We start from the raw sequence: 21,732 nt of genomic DNA, 5'->3' as shown, positions 1-21,732 counted from the left end.
GTCAGAACAGTTTGGGCATGCCGGGGATGTTCATCCCGGCCATCGGTCCGGCGGCCTCGCGCATCAGGGCGGCGTTGACCTCGTCCAGCTTGCGCTTGGCGTCGGCGTGGGCGGCCACGATCAGGTCAGCGAGGATTTCAGCCTCTCCGGAGACCATCAGGCTGTCGTCGATGACGACGGCCGTGACCTCGCCCGGTCCCTTGAGGGAGACGGTGACGAGGCCGCCGCCGGACGTGCCGGAAGCGGAGGTTTCAGCCATTTTGGCCTGGGCGTCCTGCAGTCGCTGCTGCATCACCTGGGCCTGTTGCATCAGGGCGTTGAGGTCTTTCATGCCCCCTAGATAGGCCTTCCGGCGGGGCGGCGCCAAGCGCGACCGGCGGGTTGCTGGCGACAGGCGAAGGGGCTTCACAACGGGCACGACGAAAGCACGACGAACACGGCGGGTCCCGTGCGAGGCTCCGGCCCCGCTGTGCCCGTAGTGGACCGTTGTGTTCGTCGTGATGAACCCCCGGGCTCGGGAAGTTGCGCTGCGCGCGGGGCGGCGGTCGATCTGTAACAGAATTTGTGCCAGAACCCTTGGCGCCGTCCCCGCGCTCTCCTATTTGGTATTCGCTGCTGTTGCAGTTTCTAATCAGGAGGGACCAGTTCATGGCCTTTGACGCTCTCACCACCCGCGACCGTCCGCTCTCGGAGCCCGCGCTCGCCCAACTGTTCACCGAAGCCCGCACCCGCAACGCCTGGACGGACCGTCCGGTGGACGAGGACCTCCTGCGCAAGCTGTACGACCTGACCAAATTCGGGCCGACGGCGGTGAACGCCACCCCGGCGCGCTTCGTCTTCGTCACCTCGCCCGAGGCCAAGGCCCGGCTCGCCCCGCTGATGGCCGACGCCAACCGCGAGAAGACCCTGCAGGCGCCGGTGAACGTGATCATCGGCCACGACATCGAGTTCCACGAGCACCTGCCCGTACTGTTCCCCCATGCACCCGGCGCGAAGGACTGGTTCGGCGAGGAAGGCGGTCGCCGCGAGACCGCGTTCCGCAACGGCTCGCTGCAGGGCGGCTATTTCCTGCTGGCCGCCCGCGCCCTGGGTCTGGACGTCGGCCCGATGTCCGGCTTCGACGCCGAGGGCGTCCGGAACGAATTCTTCCCCGGCACGACCATCGAGCCGAACTTCATCGTCAACCTCGGCTACGGCTCGGACGAGAACCTGTTCCCCCGGTCGCCGCGCCTGAGCTTCGACGAGGCGGCCCAGATTCTCTGAAGGCCCAGGCGGAGCCCCCGCCGCTCACGACTTGCTCATACTTCCCTCATGACCTCGTCCGGACATGCCCGCTAGCGTGTCCGGACGTTTGCTATCAGGGAGCGGGAAGCATGAGTGAAACGAACCGGAACGGATGGGCCTTCGGAGGCGGAATCGCCCTGGTCGCCGTGATCTCGCTTCTGATCGTCTGGACCACCATCGTGCGCGACGACGGATCCGCCGCCGGATATTTCATGCTGATCCTGGCCGCCGGCGTCGGAAGTTTCGCGACCCGGTTCCAGCCAGCCGGCATGGCGCGAACCATGGCGGGGGTCGCCGGCATGCAGGCCGCGCTCGGACTTCTGACAGCGACTGCGCCCTCGACCGCGAACCTGGACGGCGGACCCGTGCAGGTTCTGATATTCGCAGGCGTGTTCGTGCTGCTCTGGCTCACCGCGGCGGCGCTGTTCTACGTCGCCGGCAGGTCTATCGCGCAGCCTTGGAGTTCGAGGGTCTAGCTTGTCATCCCGGCCGACGCGCAGCGGAGAGCCGGGACGGACCTGTCCCCCCATCCCCTCCTCCCGGAAATCGCGAAGCGATTGTCCGGGAGCCAGCCGACGACGTCCCGACCTGTCTCCCGGATAGCTGCTGGCGCAGCTTCCGGGAGGGCGTGGTTATAAGCATTCGCGTCCCGGATCGCCGCTGCGCGGCGTCCGGGATGACAAGGCGTCCAGGGGACCGATTGAGCTCGAAAGCAGCCGCCTCCAATGACCGCACTGGGTGGAAGGCTGCCGTTGGCCCACCTGAAGGAGCACGCTACTACCAGCCAATGGCGACGCACTTCCTGATAGACGGCATGCTATCCGGCACCGGAGTGCGGGACGGTATTAGCGGCGGCTACGTCGAACCCGGTTTGATCGGCATTTCGCCGTCATTGGTAAGAGACATATCCGCGTGGCAGCAGAGATATGAGGGGTGCCATTTTGAAGGCTTTCCCGCCGAGCTTGTCTCAGAGCTGGACACAGAAGGAATGGTGCTTGCTGTCAGAGCAGGCGCTGAGCGGCCTGATCTGAGCATCGGCTACTTCTCAAACGGATTGATGAAGCGGATGGCCTAGCTTCCGCGATGGATCGGAAGCAGCGCCCGGATCCTACTCAGTCCTCGTCCGCCTCGTCCGGAATCGCCGGCAGTTCGACCGCGGGCGCGAGCTTGCGGATCTCGCTGATCTTCGCGCCGGGGAAGGCCTCCATCACGGCCACGATGAAGGGGTCGGCCTCGACCTCGGCGCGCTCCTCGGCGCGCTTGCGGCGGTCGACCTCGATCATGGTCTCGCCGCCGCCCTGGCCGTTGGCGGCGATCAGCCAGGTGCGGCCGGTCCACTCCTTCAGCCGCGACGACAGCCGCCGGGCCAGATCGAGCGGCGCGCCGTCGACGCTCTCATAGGTGATGGCGCCGGGCTTGAAGGCGACCGGGCGGACGAAGCGCTGCACGTCCATCTGCAGGCCGACCTCGCGCTTTTCGCCGATCAGGGCGACGACCTGTTCGAAGGTCTGCGGATCGGGGATGACGGGCGCCGCGACAGGCCGCGCCGCCAGCTGGGCCGAGGCGCCGCCGCCGCCCCCGCCGCCGCGCGGGGCCGCCCCGCCGGAGCCGCCGCCGACCGGTTCGGCGTCGCGCAGGGCCTTGAGCGCCTCTTCCGGTCCCGGCAGGTCGGCCGCATAGGCCAGACGCACGATGGCCATCTCGACCGCATCGGCCGGATTGGGGGCGCGGCGCACCTCATCCAGGGCCTTGAGCAGCATCTGCCAGACGCGAGCCAGGGTGCCCGCCGAAATCACCGCGCCGAGCGCCGCCAGCTTCTGCGCCTGGTCGTTGGGCAGGCGGGTGGCGTTCGGGCCCAGCATCTTGGCCACCGAGGCGGCGTGGCAGTGCTCCAGCAGGTCGTTGGTCACCTGCACCGGGTCGGCGCCGTAGCCGTAGAGGGCGCGGAACAGCTCCAGCGCCTCGGGCGTGCGGCCGGCCATGACCGCCTCGAACAGGGCGATGGTCTGGGTGCGGTCGGCGAGGCCCAGCATGTCGCGGACGGTCTCGGTCTTCACCGTCTCGCCGCTCTCGGCCTGGACCAGGGCCTGGTCCAGCAGGGACAGGCCGTCGCGGACCGAGCCCTCGGCGGCGCGGGCGATCAGCGCAAGGGCCTCCTGTTCGATCTTCATGCCCTCGCGGTCGGCGATGCGGGCCAGGTGCTCGACCAGGATCTCGGGCTCGACGCGGCGCAGGTCGAAGCGCTGGCAGCGGCTGAGGATGGTCACCGGCACCTTGCGGATCTCGGTGGTGGCGAAGATGAATTTGGCGTGCGGCGGCGGCTCCTCCAGCGTCTTCAGCAGGGCGTTGAACGCCTGCGTCGACAGCATGTGGACCTCGTCGAGGACATAGACCTTGTAGCGGGCCTCGACCGGCGCGTAGCGGACGCTTTCCAGGATGTCGCGGATGTCGTTGACGCCGGTGTGCGACGCCGCGTCCATCTCCATGACGTCCATGTGCTGGCCGGCCATGATGGCGGCGTCGTGCCGGCCCAGCGCGGTCAGCTCCAGCGAGGGCCGGTCGATGACGTCGGTCTCGTTGTTCAGGGCGCGGGCCAGCAGGCGGGCGGTGGTCGTCTTGCCAACCCCGCGGACGCCCGTGAGCATGAAGGCGTGGGCGATGCGGCCGGTGGCGAAGGCGTTGGTCAGGGTGCGGACCATCGCCTCCTGGCCGATCAGGTCCTCAAAGGTGCGCGGGCGGTATTTCCGCGCCAGCACGGTGTAGGCCTCGCCGTCGCCCTCGACCGGCGCGGGTTCGGAGACGGCGATGGGCTTCACGGCCTTCGGCGCGGCGACCGGCGTTTCGACGGGCGCGGCGGCGGCCGACTCAGGCGCGGGAGCCGGGGCGCCGAACATGTCCTCTGTATTGGGGTCGCGCTCCTCCGCCTCGCCGGCGGGGGCGTCCTCGTCCCACGGGGGACCTTCGAGACTCGGATCGACGTCGCTCATGTCCGATCCTTAGCGCGACGGACGAAGAGTGCCATCCCCCGAGCGCCACGCGACCGTGGATCAGTGCGGTGACCTTGTCGGCGAACCGCCGCGTGTTAAGGCTGCCGGGGCCGCGAAGGCCGGGGGGATACCAGTATGTTTCGTGCAGCAGCCGTGGGCGGCGTCCTCGCCGTTTGCCTCTTCGCCAGTCCGGCGGCCGCCGAGCCGTTCGAGAATTTCGTCAAGCTTTGCATCAATACGAAGGTCGATGGCGCCACATCGGCCGCACTCGCCAAGGCCGACGGCTGGGTGCCTCTGCCGCCGGAGACGCTGGGCGAAGAGCCGATGTTCGAGGATCCGCGGATCTTCCTCAGCCAGGATCCCGCAGGATTCACGGACAAGCCGCCGACCGAGCTGGACCTGCTGATGACGGGCTGGGGCAGCGGCGAGGACGTCTTCGGCCTCGGCGGCGTGAAACTGGATTTCTGCGCGATCGCCCCGGTGATCGGCGAAAAGGGCGACTTCATCGCGCAACTCGGCGCGTTCCTGGCCATCGAACCGATGCAGGTTCAGGAGCACACGGCCTGGGTGTTCTCGCCGCAGGGCGCAGGCTTCATCTCCCGCCCGGACCTGCTCGACGACGATAGTGAGGCGGAGTTCCTCCGCGTCGTGCGGGAGGAGAAGGTCTTCCTGGCCACGGTGGTGGAATCGGACGGGACCGAGATGCTGCTGATCGGCGCGATCCGACCTGCCGACTGACGACGTCAGACGGGGCCTCGACCTGGCGATTTCAGGAGAAGAGGTGGAGACCGCGACCCGAAGGTGAATTCGTTGTGGCTGCTGCCTTCCGGCCCTGACCAGATTGGCGAAGCCTTCGCCCGCGATCTCCGAGACGGGATATGACGGTTCAGGACGGTTGAATCAAGGCTCTCGCCGACGCCCCTCCCGTTCCGTGCGGTGGAGGTTTAAGTGAGGGCCATGCCCCTTCCCGCGCTGAACACCTTCGCCGGCAATCCGCTCGACCGGGCCGGAGACCGCCGCAACGATCCCGAATGGCTGGCCGAGCAGGGGGCGAACCCCGAGGCGCTGGCCATGGTGCTGTGGCAGGGCAAGCCGCTGATCGAGGACCACCGCGATGGGCCGCGCCTGCAATGGCTGGGGCTGGAGCATGCGCGGGCCGTGGTGCCGGACCGGGAGCTGTTCCTGGGCCTCTGGAAGGACGCGCCGGTGTTCGCGGTCGAGGTCGAGGGGCCGGTCGATCCGACGGCCGGGCCGCTGCAGGGGCTGGGCGTGTTCCATGAGATGCGCGAGGCGGCGGCGATGCTGGCGGGGCCGGACGCGGCCATGGCGGGGACTGCCAAGAGCCTGTTCGACTGGCGCGCACGGCACGGCTTCTGCGCCGCCTGCGGCACCAAGAGCGAGGATGCCTCGGGCGGCTGGAAGCGCGTCTGTCCGGCCTGCGGCACCGAACATTTCCCGCGCACCGACCCGGTGACGATCATGCTGGCGATCTACAAGGGCGGAGCGGAACCGCGCTGCCTGCTGGGGCGGCAGGCGGCCTGGCCGGAGGGGCGGATGTCGGCGCTGGCGGGGTTCCAGGAGCCGGGCGAGACCATCGAGGAGGCCTGCGCTCGCGAGATCGCCGAGGAGGCGGGGCTGACGGTGACGGCGGTGCGCTATCATTCCAGCCAGCCGTGGCCCTTCCCGTCGCAGCTGATGATCGGCCTGTTCTGCGAGGTCGATTCGGAGGACGCGCGGCCGGACCAGACGGAGCTGGAGGCGGTGGCCTGGCTGACGAAGTCGGAAGCCGCCGCCGTGCTGGCGGGAACCCACCCTACGATCAAGGCCCCGCCGAAGATCGCCATCGCCCGGACGCTGCTGCAGGCATGGGTGGACGGGTTCGAGGTGTGATCAATCGGCGAAGCCGAATTTCATCACAAAGGACACGAAGGGTGCACGAAGATCACAAAGGTATTGGTGCGAGGCGCGACCCTCTTCGTGTCCTTCGTGCACCCTTCGTGGCCTTCGTGATGAACTCAGGCCGGTGACTGGCCCCGGATGAACGCCGGCTTCGCCGGCCGATCTCAGCCCGCCAGCGCCCGAGCCGCTTCCAGGTCGACGGGGTTGTCGACGGACAGGGGCGCCTCGTCGATGACGGCGGCCCAGATCTGCAGGCCCATCTCAAGCGCGCGGAGCTGTTCCAGTTTCTCACGGCGCTCCAGCGGCGACGGCGGGGCGGCGCAGAACTTCAGCAGCGCCTCGCGGCGGTAGCCGTACAGGCCGATGTGCCGCCAGACGGGGGCGTCGCCGTACAGGGTCGAGCGGGTGAAATAGAGGGCGCGGCCCTGACGCTCGCCCTCGGGCAGGGCCAGCACCGCCTTGACCACGTCCGGGTTGGAGCGGTCGGAGACGTCGGCCTCGCGGGCGACGAGGGTCGCGATGTCGCAGGACGGTTCGCCGTGCAGCAGGGCGGCGCAGGCCGTGGCCAGGCCCGGATCGGCGAAAGGCATGTCGCCCTGCAGATTGATCACGGCGTCGTGCGCCCCGTCCGGATCGATGGCCTCCAGCGCCGCGCGGATGCGGTCGGAGCCCGACGGCAGGTCCGGATCGGTCAACACGGCGACGCCGCCAATGGCCTCGATGACGTCGACGATCTCGCGGTCGCCGGCGGCCACGGCGACAGGCAGGCCGGACAGGGCGGCCTGTTCGTAGGCGCGCACGATCATCGGCTTGCCGCCGATATCCGCGAGCGGCTTGTTCGGCAGGCGGGTCGCGGCCATGCGCGCGGGGATCAGGATCAGGGGATTCATCGTTTCATCCGCGCCTGCGACGCCCGGACAGTTCCGGGCCGGTTGCGAAGGCGGCGCTAGCGTGTAAGAGACGCCCACGCAAGAATTCGCCCGCCGTCTTTCCGGCCGGGCCCTAACGTACGGGATGCGACGACGCGATGAGCGGCGATCTGAAGTGGAACAAGATTCTGGGCGCCGGTCTGGCGACCGCCTTCGTAATCCTGCTGGTGCGCGAAGGCACGGCGATGGTCTTTCACACCGAGCCCCCCGCAAAGATGGGCTTCTTCGTAGACGCGCCGGAAGAGGCTGAGGCGGGGACCCCCGCGCCGGTCCTGCCGCCGGATTGGGGTACGGTTCTGCCGACCGCCGATCTGGCCGCCGGTGAAGCCGCCTTCGCCAAATGCATGGCCTGCCACGACGCTCACCAGGGCGGCGCCGACAAGATCGGCCCGAATCTGTATGGCGTCCTCGGCGGACCGGTCATGCACCGCGCCGGCTTCGCCTATTCGGACGCCATGGCGACCCACAAGGCCGAAGCGCCGACCTGGGGCTACGACCAGCTTGACCAGTTCCTGACCAACCCGGGCCGCTATGTCCCCGGCACCAAGATGTCGTTCGCCGGCATCCGCGACCAGCAGACCCGCGTGAACCTGATCGCCTGGCTGCGCACCCAGGGTTCGACGGGTACGGCCATTCCGGCGCCGGATCCCTCGCGTCAGCCCGGCGCCGCCGCGACTCCGGATGAAGGCGCCGCCGAGGCGGGCGCTGAGGCCGCTACCGGCGAGGCCCCGATCGACGGCGCTTCGCCGGCCGCCCAGTCGACGACCCAGGCGACGCCTGCGGCTCCGTCGGCCTCGACCAGCAGCGGCACCAGCCCGCGCTAAGGTCACGACGATCCATACGGAAAGGCCCCGCCGGCGACGGCGGGGCCTTTTTCGTTCCAGTGACGGAAATCAGAGGCGGCGGAAGCGCGGAGCGCTGAAGCCCCCGGCGGCGTAGCGGGCCTCGGCCTCGGCCAGCGGCTCGACGGCCACCGCACCGTGGTGGCCGGTGGCGTGCAGCACCTGGCCGTCGGCCAGCAGGAAGGCCGAGTGACCGTTCCACGGGCCGAGATCGCCGTGCAGCCAGATCACCAGGTCGCCCCGGCGGGCGTCGGCGCGGTCGACGGCCTCGCCCAGTTCGACCTGCTGGTCGGGATAGCGGGGGGCGGCGCGGCCGCAGGCGTAGAGGGCCTGCTGGACCAGTCCGGCGCAGTCGGTGGCCTGGGAGGAGCGCGCGCCCGGACGATGCGGCACGCCGAGCAGCCGCTCGGCGACCTCGACAGGATCGGAGGCGAAGGCGCCGATGAGGGCGAGCCCTTCCGGCTCTCCGGCTTCGACCACGAGGGCGTTCAGCGGCAGCGGAGCGTCGGTCGAGCCCACCCGGTGGGTGGCCAGCGGCGCGCCGCCCGCGAGCGAGGCGCGGTCGACCCAGCCGACGACGCCGTCGCGACGGGCGCGGCCCCACAGGCGATCGCCCTGCATATCGAGGACGTCGAACGCCTCGCCGAAAATCAGTTGGTCAACGAGGGTGGAGTCGCCCGCGATATCGGCCCGGATGTCGGCCACGGCGACCGCGCAATGCATCGGCCGCGGCGCGCGATAGACCCGCGCACGCACGACGCCCTCCAGCCCCTGATCGGCCAGATCGGGCCGGGCCAGGGTGGTGCGGGGGTCGAAACTGTCGGCGGCTGTGGTCAAGCGAGGCTCGTCCGGTTGAGCCGTCTTCGTAGCGCCATATGCCGAAAGGGCCGTTAACGGACGGACGGTTTCGCAGACCGTGGACGCGTTCCGGGCTCCGAACCGGTCACTTTTTCGCGAAGCGGCGGGTCAGCATCTCGAAACTGGCCCTCAGCCCCTGGGCTTCGCCGCCTTCCGGCCAGCCGGGCCGGCCGCGGGGATTCCAGGCGAAGATGTCCATGTGAGCCCACGCCCCGGTCGCCGGCGCGAACCTTTGCAGGAACAGGGCGGCGGTGACGGAGCCCGCCTGGGCCCAGGCCGCCGGGTCGTTGCGCAGGTCGGCGATCTCGGCCTCCAGCGCCGGGCGATATCCGGGCCACAGCGGCATGCGCCACAGCGGGTCGCCGACGGCGCGGGCCGCGTCGAGCATATCCGCCGCCAGCCCCTCGTCATCCGTGTAGAGCGGCGGCAGTTCGGGCCCCAGGGCCATGCGCGCCGCGCCGGTCAGGGTGGCGAAATCCAGCGTCAGGTCCGGGGCATGCTCCTCAGCCCGGGTCAGGACGTCGGCCAGGACCAGGCGGCCCTCGGCGTCGGTATTGCCGACCTCGATGGTCAGGCCCTTGCGGGTCGACAGGATATCGCCCGGCCGGAAGGCGTCGCCCGAGACGGCGTTCTCGACCGCCGCGACCAGCACCACCAGCCGAACCGGCAGATCGGCCTGCATCACCAGCCGGCCCAGCCCCAGGGCGTGGGCGGCGCCGCCCATGTCCTTCTTCATGTTGCGCATGCCGGCCGCGGGCTTGAGGTCCAGGCCGCCGGTGTCGAAGACCACGCCCTTGCCGACCAGCGCCACCAGCGGGAGGTCGGTACGATCCAGCTTCCAGCCGATCTCGATGACGCGCGGGGCCCGGTGCGGGGCGGCGGCGCGACCGACGGCGTGGACCGAGGGATAGTTGTCCTCCAGCAGGGCGTCGCCGGTGGTGACAGCGATCGAGGCCGACGAGGCGCTGGCGATTTCCCGCGCGATCGTCTCGATCTGCAGCGGCCCCATGTCCGCGGCCGGGGTGTCGACCATCTCCCGCGTCAGGGCGCAGGCGGCGGCGATGTTCAGCAGTGGCGCGACCTCGCCTCCGGGAACGGCCATGCGGGCGGCCGCCGCCGGGCGGGCCTTGTAGCGGTCAAAGCGATAGGCCCCGAGAGCGAAGGCGAGCGCCGCCCTGCCCGCGTCGTCGGCGCTGACGCCTTCCAGCCGCCACAGCCCCTCCGGAAGCCGCGCCGTAAGCCCGCGCGCGCTCATGGGATCGAAGGCGTCTCCCGCGCCGAACAGGGCGCCCGCCACGGCCCCGTCAGGGCCCGGCAGAAGCAGCAACTGGCCCGCCTTGCCGGTGAAGTCGTTGGCCCTGGCCCACGCCGCCTCGGTCCCTTCCAGCGCCGCGTCCTTCGCGACGACCCGGACGGGCAGCGCGCCTTCCGCGTCGGCGGTCAGCAGGTCGGGGTGCAGAATGGACATAGTGACGGCCTTTCCGACCCGGCGAGGGCCGATGTTAACCAGCAGTTGACGCCGAAGACCGACTTTGGAGCCGAAATTTCCGGAGCGCCCCCCATGTCGCGCACGACCGCCGTCATCGCAACCGTCGCCCTCATCGCCGCCCTCGCCGGGCCGGCGGCGGCGCAGCAACGGCAGACGCAGCAACAGCAACGCCAGCAGGCCCCTGCGCCGGCGGCCGCGGCGCCCGCCGCCCCTGCCCCGCGCGTGCCGGCCACGGCCGAGGTCCGCGCCGCCTACGATCGCGCCGATCCGCTGAGCCGCTCGATGTTCTGGGCCGAGCAGGCCGAGATCAATCCGGCCGACCCCGTCGCCGGGGTGAAGGCCGCCGAGGCGCTGCGTCAGATGGGTCGCTACGACCAGTCGGTCGACATCGCCCAGCGGGTTCTGATGGTTCAGCCCGCCAACGTCGAGGCGATGCTGGAGGTCGGCCGCGGCCACATCATGCGCGGCCAGGCCTTCTACGGCATCCATGCGCTGGAGTACGCCCGCAACCTTCAACCGAACGACTGGCGTGCGTGGTCGCTGCTGGGCGCGGCCTACGAACAGGTCCGTCGCGCCGATGACGCGCGCGCCGCCTGGGCCCAGGCCCTGGCCCTGTCGCCCGAGAACCCCGACGTGCTGACCAATATGGCCATTTCGTCGATGGCGCGGGGCGACAACGCCTCGGCCGAACCCCTGCTGCGCCGCGCCGCCGCCCAGCCGGGCGCCTCGCTGAAGGTGCGGCTGAACCTGGCCATGGCGCTGGGCCTGAACGGCAAGCTGGGCGAGGCGGAACAGATTCTGCGCCGCGACCTGCCGCCCGAACTGGCCGACCAGAACCTGGAATGGCTGCGCGTCCGCATGGCGGGCGGGACCGTGGAGCAGCAGGCCAGCACCCGGACCTGGACCTCGCTTCAGGGCAGCTGATCCCTTACATAGGGCTCCATGATCGACGAGCTCTACAGCGCGCGCATCCTCAAGCTGGCGGCCAACCTGCCGCACAGCGGCCGTCTGCCTGCGCCTGAAGGCACCGGCGAGCGGGTCGCCAAGCTGTGCGGTTCGAAGGCCGTCGTGGACGTGGTTCTGGACGACGCGGGCCGTATCGCCGCCTTCGCCCAGGACGTGAAGGCCTGCGCGCTGGGCCAGGCCGCGGCGGGCGTGCTGGGCGAGTCCGTCATAGGCGCGACGGCCGATGAGCTGGACGCCGCCCGCGACGCCATGCTGGCCATGCTGAAGACCGGCGGCGAAGGTCCGGAAGGCCGTTTCGAGGGCCTGCGCGCCCTGAAACAGGTCGCCGACTATCCGGCGCGCCACGCCTCGACCATGGTCGCCATCGAGGCGACGCTGGACGCCGTGCGCGAAGCCCTGGCGCGGAAAACGCCCGACACCCGAACTAGCCTCGCCGGCGCGGCCTGATGGTCGCTTGTCCTGACCGCCCTCGCGGTCGATAAGCGCGACCAACATGGCATCCGGCGGATCTCTCTACGAACGCGGCGTCCGACTGGCCCATCGCGGGTACAAGGTGACGCTGTCGCCCCTGATCGGGCAGCAGTGCCGGTTCATGCCGACCTGCTCCGACTACGGACGGGACGCGCTGATCCAGCACGGACCGCTCAAGGGGGGATGGCTCACGGTGCGGCGCCTCTGTAAATGCCACCCCTTCGGCGCATCGGGCTACGACCCGGTTCCGCCCAGGGGCCAAAAAGCCAAAGCAGACTGACGATGATCGATCTTAAATTCCCTGACGGCGCGGTTCGAAGCTTCGAGCCCTCGGCCACCGGCCGCGATGTCGCCGCCTCCATCTCGCCGTCGCTGGCCAAGCGCGCGGCGCTGGTCGAGATCAACGGCAAGCAGTGGGACGTGGACCGCCCGCTGGAAGTCGGCGGCGACTTCAAACTGATCATGCGCGACGACCCGGACGCGCTGGAGACCATCCGCCACGACGCCGCGCACATCCTGGCGCAGGCGGTGCAGGAGCTGTTCCCCGGCACCCAGGTCACCATCGGCCCGGCCATCGACGACGGCTTCTATTACGACTTCTTCCGCGAGGAGCCGTTCTCGACGGACGACTTCACCGCCATCGAGAAGCGCATGGCCGAGATCGTCGACCGCGACGAGAAGCTGGTGCGCGAGGTCTGGGACCGCGACGAGGCGATCAAGCTGTTCGAGGGCAAGGGCGAGGCCTTCAAGGCCGAGCTGATCCGCGACCTGCCGGCCGGCGAGACGATCACCACCTACCGGACGGGCGACTGGGTCGACCTGTGCCGCGGGCCGCACTTCCCGTCGACCAAGTTCGTTGGCAAGGCCTTCAAGCTGACCAAGCTGGCGGGCGCCTACTGGCGCGGCGACCACCGCAATCCGCAGCTGCAGCGCATCTACGCCACGGCCTGGGCCAACCAGGCCGACCTGGACGCCTATCTGCTGCGCGTCGAGGAGGCCGAGAAGCGCGACCACCGCAAGCTGGGCCGCGCCATGGAGCTCTTCCACATGCAGGAAGAGGGCCGGGGCATGGTCTTCTGGCACCCGAAAGGCTGGGTCCTGTGGCAGGTCATCGAGGCCTATATGCGCCGTCGCCTGGACGCCGCCGGCTATGTCGAGGTCAAGACGCCCCAGGTGCTGGACCGCACCTTCTGGGAGAAGTCGGGCCACTGGGAGAAGTATCGCCCCAACATGTTCGTCTGCGAGACGGTCGAGGGAGAAACCCTGTCCCTCAAGCCGATGAACTGCCCGGGCCACGTGCAGATCTTCGGGATCGGCCAGCGCTCGTACCGCGAGCTGCCGCTGCGCATGGCCGAGTTCGGGGCCTGCCACCGCTATGAGCCGTCGGGCGCCCTGCACGGCCTCATGCGCGTGCGCGGCTTCACCCAGGACGACGCCCACATCTTCTGCCGCGAGGACCAGATCGTCGAGGAGACGGAGCGCTTCATCCGTCTGACGCGGATGATCCACGCCGACCTCGGCATGGAGACGGCCTACATCAACCTGGCCACGCGCCCGGAAATCCGCGCCGGCTCGGACGAGTTCTGGGACAAGGCCGAGGGCATGCTGGCCGAGGCCGCCGCCGCCGCCGGCGTCGACCCGGTGATCGCCGAGGGCGACGGCGCCTTCTACGCGCCCAAGCTCGACTTCGTGGTCAAGGACGCCATCGGCCGCGAATGGACCTGCGGCACGCTGCAGCTGGACTACGTCCTGCCCGAGCGGCTGGATGCGACCTACATCGGCGAGGACGGCCAGAAGCACCGGCCGGTCATGCTGCACCGGGCGATCCTGGGCTCGTTCGAGCGCTTCATCGGCATCATGATCGAGAACTACGCCGGGGCCTTCCCGCTGTGGCTGGCGCCGACCCAGGCCGTGGTGGCGACCATCGTCTCGGAAGCCGACGACTACGCCCGCGAAGTCGTGGCGAAGTTCAAGGCCGCCGGCCTGCGGACCGAGATCGACCTGCGCAACGAGAAGGTCGGCTACAAGGTGCGCGAGCACTCGGTCGGCAAGGTCCCGGTCATCGCCGTCGTCGGCAAGAAGGAGGCCGAGGAAGGCAAGGTCGCCATCCGTCGCCTCGGCTCCCAGGCCCAGGAAGTCGTCACCGTCGAAGAAGCCATCCGCATCCTGACGGAAGAGGCCACGCCGCCGGATTTGCGTCAGGCCTGATCCGGACGCGCTGAAAACAGAAAGCCCGCCCTCGCGATCACGGGGGCGGGCTTTTCATTGGGCGTCAGGCCGTCGGGGGTCAGCGCGGCTCGTCGCGCTCCCGGCACCACACATCCGCGGGCAGGCCGAGGCTCTCGATGAGGGATTTGAGCCGCTCGCGGTCGTAGGCGAGTTCATTCCAGTAGGGATGCAGCGGCCCGCCCCCTTGGTAAGGGAACAACGCTGGCGTCGAGACCGCGCCGCTGCAGCAGAAACAGACGGCGATCTCGCCGACCTTTTGCCCGGCCGCGTCGTAGTAGCGAAGGAAGTGATGCGGGATGAAGCAGGCCGCGGCGCTGCCACCCCGACTTGACACCTTCGACAGGGAGTCTTCGAACTCCCTGCGCTGGGCGGCAGTCAGCAGGCGCCCCTGCGGTTCGATCATCACCCCGACTTCGGGACTACCCTCGGGCCCGTCGTTCTCGACGAACAGCCGCGCCGAAACCGCATCGGGGTAGGGACGGACAGGTGTTTCGGACACCAGCTCATAGGCCAGTTCACCATGCTCGCCGACCTTTGGAGGCCAGAGGAAATGCTCCAGCGGCCGCTGCCACGAGTCAAAGGTGAAGACAGCGGCCAGGACAGCCGCCGCCAGCACAGCGAGAAGGGTGACTACGAGCTTTTTCAGAGCAGCCGCTTACGCATGGCCTGGGACAGCATGTCGATCAGGGTCACGGCGATGACGATGATGATCACGATGGCGGAGACGGCCTGGAAGTCGAAGGCGTTCATGCGGTCGAACAGCACCTGGCCGATGCCGCCGGCGCCGATCAGACCCAGCACGGTGGCGGAGCGGCTGTTCGACTCGAAGCGGTACAGGGCGAACGAGGTCCACAGCGGCGCGACCTGCGGGATGACCCCCCAGTTGATCTCGTGCAGCTTGGAGGCGCCGGTGGCGCGCACGCCCTCGACCGGGCCCTTGTCGATCGACTCGGCGGCTTCCGAGAACAGCTTGGCCAGCACCCCGGCGGTGTTCAGGGCGATGGCGAGAACGCCGGGCAGCGGGCCGAGGCCGACGGCGACGACGAACAGCAGGCCGATGACCAGATCGGGGATCGAGCGCAGCAGGTTCATGACCCAGCGCACCGGCGTCACGACCCACACCGGCGCAATGTTGCGCGCGGCGGCCAGACCCATCGGGATGGCCAGGAAGACGGCGATGAACGTGCCCCACAGCGCGATCTGGACCGTCTCCCACATCTTCTCGACGAACAGGCGCCAGTCGGTGAAGTCGGGCCGCAGAAGCTCGCGGGCGAAATTCTGGGTGTTCTCGTTGTTGCTGAACAGGCGGGTGACGTTGCCCAGCTCGACCGGGCCGAAGCTGTAGATCAGCAGCACGGCGACGCCGCCCCAGATCAGGACGTCGAGCGCCCACGCGCCCATCGACTTCGAGGGAGGCTTCGGGATCGCCGTCGGCGCGACGGCGGGAGCAGCGGCGGTCAAGGCTGGACCTCACGCAGGCTGCGCAGACGTTGCAGTTCGCGCTCGGCGGCGGTGACGGCCGCGGCGTCGCCCTTGGCGCGGGCCTCGGTCAGCTTCTGGTCGGCGACCATTTCGCGGACCGGGTTCAGGTAGTCGTCGTCCGCGGCGTTGAAGCGCGAGTACTCGAGACCCGCCAGCACCTGGCGCTGACGCTCGGCCTCGGCGCCTTCGCCCTGGCCATAGGTCAGGAAGAAGCTGCGGATCTTCTCCTTCAGCTCGGGGGGCAGGTCCTCACGCACGACGATGCCCGACTCCGGGATCGGCGGGGACTGCCAGATCTCCTGGATCTGACTCAGAACCTGCGGGTTCTGCTTGCGCATGAAGACGGTGTTGGTGGTGTTCGACGTGGCCACGTCCAGCACGCCCGAGGCGACCGAGAAGGCGTTCGACTGGTGGTTGGCCGAGCGCACGGTCTTGAAGCACTGGGCCGGGACGATCTGGCGCGGATTGAACAGGAAGGTCATCGGAGCCAGCGTGCCCGAGGTCGACTGGGCGTCGCCGATGCCGAAATTGTAGCGCTGGCCGCAGGCCAGAACCTGCTCAAGCGTGATGCCCGACCCGGCGCGGACGATCAGGGTCGAACGATAGCTGTCCATCCCTTCCTTGTTGACCGTGCGGGCGATGACCTCGGCGTCGGCGCGATCGATCGCCTCGATCGCCGGCTTGGCCGAGAACCAGGCCACTTGGGTCTGGTTGCCGCGCATGGCCTCGACCAGCACGGTGTAGTTCGAGCCGAAATAGGGCTTCACCGGCACGCCGATGGCCTTGGACATGTCGTCCAGCAGCGGCTGCCACAGCGGGCCCGACGAGGCCTGGCCCTCGGCCGAGAGGATCGAGAAGGTGATCTCGGTCGGCGCGCCGCCGGCCTTCTTCGCGTCGCCGCCAGCGCCGCACGAGGCGACACCGAGCGCGAGCACGGCGGCGAGCGCCAGCCGGCGGGTGAAACGGGGGAAGGTCATGCCTTGGTTTCCCAGAACGCGTCCTCGAATTCGGGACCGTAGATTTCGATCAGGCGCTTGGTGTCCAGGCCCGTGGAGGGACCGTCGTAGACGATCTTGCCGGCCTGCAGCGCGATGACGCGCTCGCAGTAGCGAATAGCGTAGTCGACCTGGTGCAGCGTCACGATGACGCCGAGCCCGTCGCGCTGGTTCAGCTCCACCAGCAGTTCCATCACCTTGCGCGCGGACACCGGGTCCAGCGAGGCGACGGGTTCGTCGGCCAGAATGGCTTTCGCGCCCTGCACCAGGGCGCGGGCGATGGCGCCGCGCTGCTGCTGGCCGCCCGACAGGGTGTTGGCGCGCTGGGCGGCGTATTCGGACACGCCGACGCGGTGCAGGGCGGCCATGGCCTTCTGCTTGTCCGCCATCGGCCAGGCGCCGAAGAAGCCCTGCCAGCCCGGCAGACGGCCGAGCGCGCCGAGCATGACGTTCGAGAACAGCGACAGGCGACCGACCAGATTGAACTGCTGGAAGATCATGCCCAGCTTCTGGCGCGCGGCGCGGACCTGACCGGTCACGCGGCCGTTCTTCTGCACGACTTCGCCGAAGACGGAGATCGTGCCCTTGCCCGCGTCGATCGACTGCAGGCCGGTGATGGAGCGCAGAAGGGTCGACTTGCCCGAGCCCGAAGGTCCGATCAGGGCGACCATCTCACCTGCTGCGACCTCGACGGAAACGCCGTTCAGGGCCTTTCGGGAGCCGAATGTCTTGGACACGTCCTTCACGGACGCGACGGCGGCTGTGGCTGTGGTCATGGACACGCTGGAAGCGGTTGCAAGGGCGCGCCGCATGCCCCCAACGGGGCCGCGAGGCAAGTCTTAATGACACGGCGGCGGCGATTTCGTCCAGCAGAACGGAGTCGCCGCCACATGTGCGTCACTGGGCCGCGCGCACCTCGACCGGAAGGCCGAGGCCTTCCAGCTGCGGGCGCACGGTGGCGGCGTCGCCGACGACGACCCAGACGAAGTCAGGGCTGTCGATGATGCGGCGGGCGGCCTCGTCCATCGCTTCGCCTGACATGGCCTCATAGCGCGGAGCCAGCGTCTCCCAATAGTTGTCCGGACGGCCGTACAGGGCGTTGGTGCGCATGGCGTTGAGGACGGCCGCCGAGGTTTCGAAGCTGCCCGGCAGCTGACGGACGTTGCCGTTGACGGTGCGCTCGCGCTCGGCGGCGCTGACGCCGCGATCCGACAGGAACGCCTTGTACTGATCCATCAGGACGGCGATCGACTCGCCGGTGCGGTTCGACTGCACCGGGGCGCTGATCAGATAGGGCGAGCGCTGCTCCGTCAGGGTCACGCGGCCGCTGAGGCCGTACGACCAGCCGCGCGTTTCGCGGATGTCCTGGTTGATGCGCGACAGGAAGCCGTTGCCGATGACCTCGTTGGCGGCCTGGAAGGTGACCAGGTCGTCGCGGCCCGACACCGGCAGCACCTCGGCGCCGATGATCAGCGACTGCGGCGACTGCGGCCGGTCGATCAGGACAATGCGCGGCGTCGGCGCCGGGATGGCGGCGTCGAAATTCTTCGCCCCCTTCGCCACCGACGGCGCGGCCCAGGAGCCGAAGCGCGGCTCCAGCAGGGCGACCAGTTCGCCCAGCGGCTTGTCCGACACCACGAAGATGCGGGCGTTGTCCGGACGGATCCAGCGCTGGTGGAAGGCGGTCAGGTCGTCGCGGTCCAGCGCTTCCACGGCGGCCGGATTTCCCAGGCCCGAGAAGGGACGGCCGTAGGGGTGGTCCGGCCCGTACAGCAGACCCGGCCAGGCGCGCGCGCCCATGCCGTTGGGCGAGCTCTGCTCCTGGGCGATCGCCGACAGCTGTTGCGCGCGCATGCGCTCCAGATCGGCGGGCGCGAAGGTCGGGTGCTGGATGACGGTGGCCAGCAGATCGAGCCCGGGCTCCAGATTGGGGCTGACGACGCCGAGGCTGACGGCGGTGCGGTCGATGCCGGCATTTGCGGTCAGGCTGGCGCCCAGCCGTTCCGTCGTCTCGGCGATCTGGACGGCGTTCATATCGCCCGCGCCCTGGGTCAGCAGGTTCAGCATCAGGCGCTGGGTGCCCAGCGCATCGGCCGGGTCGGCGGCGACGCCGGCGTTGAACTCGACCGTCATCTGGGTGGTCGGGACGGTGGTCGAGCGGGCGTAGACGATCTCGATGCCGTTCGACAGGCGGGCGCGCTCGACGGTCGGGAAGTCCAGCGGCTTCATCTGCCCGACGGCGGGCATGGGCTCGCGCGGCGCGATCTCCAGCGGCGCCGGCGGCAGCGGCGCGGGACGGTCGGATGCGGCCTCGGCATAGGGCTCGCGCTCGCCCGGATCCACGCGGATGGCCAGCACGGGGCGGGTCAGCCAGCGGTTCATGGCGGTCTGGACCGAGGCCGGGGTCACCTGGCCGTAGGCGGCCAGCTCCTGACGATAGTGGCCCGGATCGCCGGCGTAGAGTTCGCCTTCCGCCAGCACGACCGCCTTGCCGGTGAAGCCGCCGACCGGCTCGAGCGAGCCGATGCGCTGGGCCATGCGGGTGTTGACCACGCGGGTGACCTCGTCGGCGTTCGGGCCCGAGGCGATGAAGTCGGCCATCAGCTGGTCGAGGCGGGCCGAGACGGCGGCGACGTCCTCGTCCGGCTTCACGTCCACACTGACCTCGAACATGCCGATGCGGTGGAAGGGCTGGTAGCTGGCGGTGACGGCGGTGGCCGTCTGGTCGCCGCGCACGAGTTCATTGTCGAGGCGCGAGCTGGCCAGGCCGCCGAAGACGGTGGCGGCGACGTCGAGATCGGCGGCAGAGGCGTCCAGCAGGCCGGGCACGATCCAGGTGCGGTACAGGCGGGTGTTCGGCACCCGGTCGTGCAGCGTCTCGTCAATCCGCGCGGCCAGTGTCGGGATGTCGGCTTCCGCCGGCTCGTTCACCGCGCCGCGGGGGATGTGGCCGAAGTATTTGTCGACCAGCCGCCGCGCCTCCGCGGCGTCGATGTCGCCAGCCAGCACCAGCACGGCGTTGTTGGGACCGTAGTTGTCGCGGTGCCACTGGCGCAGGTCCTCGAGGCTGGCGGCGTCGAGGTCGGCCATCGAGCCGATGGTCGAGTGGCGGTACGGGTGGCCTTCAGGGAAGAGCGCGTCCAGCTGGGCGTACTCGACCAGACCGTACGGCTGGTTGTCGCCCTGACGCTTTTCGTTCTGGACCACGCCGCGCTGGTTATCGAGCCGCTCCTGGTTGAGCGCGCCCAGCAGGTGGCCCATCCGGTCGCTCTCCATATAGAGAGCCTGGTCCAGGGCCGAGGTCGGCACCGTCTGGAAGAAATTGGTGCGGTCGAACCAGGTCGTGCCGTTCCAGTCCGTGGCGCCCATGGCGCGCAGCGGCTCCATCAGGCCGCCGGGGACGTTCTCGGTCGGATTGAACAGGCCGATGTGTTCGAACAGGTGGGCGAAGCCCGTACGCCCTGCCCGCTCGTCCTTGGAGCCGACATTATACCAGGCGGCCACCGCCACGACCGGCGCCTTGCGGTCGGTGTGAACGACGACCCGCAGGCCGTTGTCGAGGGTGAACTCCTCGAACGGGATGTCGACGCTGCGCGCCAGCTCCGAGGCCGGAACCTGGGCCATGACGGGCGAGACGCCCGCCACCAGGGCGAACGCCAGAGCGGCGACGACGGTCCTGCTGCGCATGATGGATATTCCCCTGTCCCTGCAACCGGCCGAAACCGTATCAGCCGCGCCCGGGGCGACAAGTTACGGCTGAGTCACGAACAGCGACGCTGGACGCGGCGGCGCTCCCGACCTGTCGGCGAAATGACTGTCCGTTCCCGGACAAACGACCGGCAACCTCAGGACCTGCCTGAAAAAAACCGCTTTACATGACAGGCGCATGACCCCATATCGCGCCTTCCGGCGGACCCCGTAGGTCTAACGTTGCGCTGCTAACGCCGGTCTGGGTTTAACAATTACAGGGGTTTACGTGAATTGCGCACGTATCCATTTCCCCTGGACCTGGTCCGCGAGCGGTCCCCTGAACGCCCCGTCGCACTCGTGCGGCCGCGTTCGGTTTCCGTAGCGGCGCGCTGGTTCCAGGACAATCTGAACGCTGACGTCTTCTATGCGGTGAAGGCGAACCCCTCGCGCTGGGTCATCGAGACCCTGATCGAGTCGGGCGTCACCGCCTTCGACGTCGCCTCCCTCGCCGAAATCGAGCTGGTGCGCTCGGTCAGCGCCGACGCGCGCCTGGCCTTCATGCATCCGGTGAAGAGCCGCGGGGCCATCACCCGCGCTTATTTCGACCACGGCGTCCGCACCTTCTCGCTCGACAGCCATGACGAGCTGAAGAAGATCGTCGACGCCACCGGCGACGCGAACGACCTGAACCTGGTCGTGCGCATGGCCGTCTCGGCCGACGGCGCGGCCTATTCGCTGTCGGGCAAGTTCGGCGTCTCGCCGGACCAGGCCCCGTCCCTGCTGCTGGCCACCCGCCAGGCCGTGAAGGACGGCCTGATGGGCGTCTCGTTCCACGTCGGTTCGCAGTGCATGCGCCCGTCCGCCTATGAGGCCGCCATGGCCCAGGTCGGCCGCGCCATCAGCCGCGCCGGCGTGATCGTCGACATCGTCGATGTCGGCGGCGGCTTCCCCTCGGTCTACCCGGGCATGGTCCCGCCGGACATGAGCGAATACGCCGACGCCATCCATCGCGGCTTCCGCGAGATGCCGGTCACCCACACCACTGAACTGTGGTGCGAGCCCGGCCGCGCCCTGGTCGCCGAATCCTCGTCGGTCCTGTGCCGCGTCGATCTGCGCAAGGGCGATGCCCTGTATCTCAACGACGGCTCGTACGGCTCGCTGTTCGACGCGACCCACTCGCGCTGGCCCTTCCCGACCAAGCTGGTCCGGGACGGCGACGCCTCGAACGATCTGAAACCGTTCCGCTTCTACGGCCCGACCTGCGACTCCATCGACCACATGCCAGGCCCGTTCTGGCTGCCGGCCGATGTGCAGGAAGGCGACTTCATCGAGATCGGCATGCTCGGCGCCTATGGCGTGGCCATGTCGACCGGCTTCAACGGCTACGGCGAGCACGACATCGCCGCGGTCGAGGACGCCCCGATGGCTTCGCTCTACGGCCTGGCGCCGCGGTCCATCCCGACCGTGCGCACCTCGGCCGAAGAGCAGGCCCGCAAGGTCGTCCGTCTGTCGCGCCCGAAGGGCAAGGCAGGCCAGCGGAAGAAGCAACGGCGCTAAACCGTCACTAACGCGTTCTATTCAGCAGCGGCCCGTCGCTCCGTCCGGGCCGCT

At 69.2% G+C, this 21,732-nt stretch carries 21 protein-coding genes and 1 other RNA gene; 11 read left to right on the top strand and 11 right to left on the bottom strand.

All coding sequences use genetic code 11. The annotated features are described in order from the left end of the window. Nucleotide 1 precedes the first annotated feature (1 nt). Nucleotides 2-331: a YbaB/EbfC family nucleoid-associated protein gene (locus GGR12_RS03540; RefSeq protein ID WP_183202945.1), complete on the bottom strand. Its 330-nt coding sequence runs from the start codon at nt 329-331 to the stop codon at nt 2-4. 317 nt (nt 332-648) lie between these two features. Here GGR12_RS03540 and GGR12_RS03535 point away from each other — a divergent pair, with 317 nt between their 5' ends. The 3 genes from GGR12_RS03535 (at nt 649) to GGR12_RS03525 (ending at nt 2,359) form a co-directional block, all read left to right on the top strand. Then, nucleotides 649-1,263, top strand: a complete 615-nt coding sequence (locus GGR12_RS03535; RefSeq protein ID WP_183202943.1) for a malonic semialdehyde reductase — start codon at nt 649-651, stop codon at nt 1,261-1,263. A 110-nt stretch (nt 1,264-1,373) separates the two neighbouring features. Beyond that, on the top strand, nt 1,374-1,760 hold the full coding sequence (locus tag GGR12_RS03530) for a hypothetical protein (protein ID WP_183202941.1): 387 nt from the start codon (nt 1,374-1,376) through the stop codon (nt 1,758-1,760). Nucleotides 1,761-2,071: 311 nt separating this feature from the next. Then, nucleotides 2,072-2,359: a hypothetical protein gene (locus GGR12_RS03525; RefSeq protein ID WP_183202939.1), complete on the top strand. Its 288-nt coding sequence runs from the start codon at nt 2,072-2,074 to the stop codon at nt 2,357-2,359. Nucleotides 2,360-2,396: 37 nt separating this feature from the next. Here GGR12_RS03525 and GGR12_RS03520 read toward each other — a convergent pair whose 3' ends face one another. Beyond that, complete coding sequence (locus GGR12_RS03520; protein WP_183202937.1) at nt 2,397-4,271, bottom strand: DNA polymerase III subunit gamma/tau; 1,875 nt, start codon at nt 4,269-4,271, stop codon at nt 2,397-2,399. A 135-nt stretch (nt 4,272-4,406) separates the two neighbouring features. On the opposite strand from GGR12_RS03520, the gene GGR12_RS03515 reads away from it, so the two are divergent. Then, on the top strand, nt 4,407-5,009 hold the full coding sequence (locus tag GGR12_RS03515; protein WP_183202935.1) for a hypothetical protein: 603 nt from the start codon (nt 4,407-4,409) through the stop codon (nt 5,007-5,009). Between the two features lie 39 nt (nt 5,010-5,048). On the opposite strand, the gene ffs is transcribed toward GGR12_RS03515, so the two are convergent. Continuing rightward, an RNA gene (gene ffs / locus GGR12_RS03510) (signal recognition particle sRNA small type) lies at nt 5,049-5,142 on the bottom strand. An 86-nt stretch (nt 5,143-5,228) separates the two neighbouring features. On the opposite strand from ffs, the gene nudC reads away from it, so the two are divergent. Then, complete coding sequence (gene nudC / locus GGR12_RS03505) at nt 5,229-6,161, top strand: NAD(+) diphosphatase (protein ID WP_183202933.1); 933 nt, start codon at nt 5,229-5,231, stop codon at nt 6,159-6,161. A gap of 173 nt (nt 6,162-6,334) precedes the next feature. Here nudC and GGR12_RS03500 read toward each other — a convergent pair whose 3' ends face one another. Continuing rightward, on the bottom strand, nt 6,335-7,060 hold the full coding sequence (locus GGR12_RS03500) for a 3-deoxy-manno-octulosonate cytidylyltransferase (protein ID WP_183202931.1): 726 nt from the start codon (nt 7,058-7,060) through the stop codon (nt 6,335-6,337). 137 nt (nt 7,061-7,197) lie between these two features. On the opposite strand from GGR12_RS03500, the gene GGR12_RS03495 reads away from it, so the two are divergent. Next, nucleotides 7,198-7,923, top strand: coding sequence for a c-type cytochrome (locus GGR12_RS03495; RefSeq protein WP_183202929.1), 726 nt, complete (start codon nt 7,198-7,200; stop codon nt 7,921-7,923). Between the two features lie 69 nt (nt 7,924-7,992). Here the strand turns inward: GGR12_RS03495 and GGR12_RS03490 are convergent, their stop codons facing one another. Both GGR12_RS03490 and GGR12_RS03485 read right to left on the bottom strand, forming a co-directional pair. Continuing rightward, nucleotides 7,993-8,778: a C40 family peptidase gene (locus GGR12_RS03490; protein WP_183202927.1), complete on the bottom strand. Its 786-nt coding sequence runs from the start codon at nt 8,776-8,778 to the stop codon at nt 7,993-7,995. 106 nt (nt 8,779-8,884) lie between these two features. Further along, a complete protein-coding gene (locus GGR12_RS03485; protein ID WP_183202925.1) occupies nt 8,885-10,267 on the bottom strand; it encodes a leucyl aminopeptidase family protein in 1,383 nt (460 codons plus the stop codon). A 93-nt stretch (nt 10,268-10,360) separates the two neighbouring features. Between GGR12_RS03485 and GGR12_RS03480 the strand changes: the two genes are divergently transcribed. From GGR12_RS03480 to thrS, 4 genes are read left to right on the top strand one after another with little or no spacing between them, the layout of a single operon-like run. Then, on the top strand, nt 10,361-11,212 hold the full coding sequence (locus tag GGR12_RS03480; protein ID WP_183202924.1) for a tetratricopeptide repeat protein: 852 nt from the start codon (nt 10,361-10,363) through the stop codon (nt 11,210-11,212). A gap of 18 nt (nt 11,213-11,230) precedes the next feature. Continuing rightward, entirely contained in the window at nt 11,231-11,701 is a 471-nt protein-coding gene (locus GGR12_RS03475; RefSeq protein ID WP_183202922.1) for an iron-sulfur cluster assembly scaffold protein, read from the top strand. Nucleotides 11,702-11,747: 46 nt separating this feature from the next. Beyond that, nucleotides 11,748-12,005 carry a membrane protein insertion efficiency factor YidD gene (gene yidD, locus GGR12_RS03470; RefSeq protein WP_183202919.1) on the top strand — a complete coding sequence of 86 codons (258 nt, stop codon included), beginning with the start codon at nt 11,748-11,750 and terminating at the stop codon, nt 12,003-12,005. A 2-nt stretch (nt 12,006-12,007) separates the two neighbouring features. After that, on the top strand, nt 12,008-13,933 hold the full coding sequence (gene thrS / locus GGR12_RS03465) for a threonine--tRNA ligase (protein ID WP_183202917.1): 1,926 nt from the start codon (nt 12,008-12,010) through the stop codon (nt 13,931-13,933). 79 nt (nt 13,934-14,012) lie between these two features. Here thrS and GGR12_RS03460 read toward each other — a convergent pair whose 3' ends face one another. From GGR12_RS03460 to GGR12_RS03440, 5 genes are all read right to left on the bottom strand, one after another. Further along, a complete protein-coding gene (locus GGR12_RS03460) occupies nt 14,013-14,570 on the bottom strand; it encodes a hypothetical protein (RefSeq protein WP_183202915.1) in 558 nt (185 codons plus the stop codon). A 26-nt stretch (nt 14,571-14,596) separates the two neighbouring features. Continuing rightward, complete coding sequence (phnE, locus tag GGR12_RS03455; RefSeq protein WP_183203745.1) at nt 14,597-15,355, bottom strand: phosphonate ABC transporter, permease protein PhnE; 759 nt, start codon at nt 15,353-15,355, stop codon at nt 14,597-14,599. A 56-nt stretch (nt 15,356-15,411) separates the two neighbouring features. Next, a complete protein-coding gene (phnD, locus tag GGR12_RS03450) occupies nt 15,412-16,413 on the bottom strand; it encodes a phosphate/phosphite/phosphonate ABC transporter substrate-binding protein (protein WP_183202912.1) in 1,002 nt (333 codons plus the stop codon). Next, a complete protein-coding gene (phnC, locus tag GGR12_RS03445; RefSeq protein WP_183202911.1) occupies nt 16,410-17,207 on the bottom strand; it encodes a phosphonate ABC transporter ATP-binding protein in 798 nt (265 codons plus the stop codon). The genes phnD and phnC overlap by 4 nt, the downstream gene beginning before the upstream one ends. Nucleotides 17,208-17,328: 121 nt before the next feature. Then, complete coding sequence (locus GGR12_RS03440; RefSeq protein WP_183202909.1) at nt 17,329-20,118, bottom strand: M16 family metallopeptidase; 2,790 nt, start codon at nt 20,116-20,118, stop codon at nt 17,329-17,331. Between the two features lie 294 nt (nt 20,119-20,412). Between GGR12_RS03440 and GGR12_RS03435 the strand changes: the two genes are divergently transcribed. Continuing rightward, on the top strand, nt 20,413-21,678 hold the full coding sequence (locus tag GGR12_RS03435) for a type III PLP-dependent enzyme (protein ID WP_183202907.1): 1,266 nt from the start codon (nt 20,413-20,415) through the stop codon (nt 21,676-21,678). Nucleotides 21,679-21,732 lie beyond the last annotated feature (54 nt).

The organism is Brevundimonas lenta (genome assembly GCF_014196335.1).
GTDB classification, from domain to species: Bacteria; Pseudomonadota; Alphaproteobacteria; order Caulobacterales; family Caulobacteraceae; genus Brevundimonas; species Brevundimonas lenta.
The sequence above is the reverse complement of the archived record's forward strand: the minus strand, read 5'-3'. Positions and strand labels throughout refer to the sequence as shown.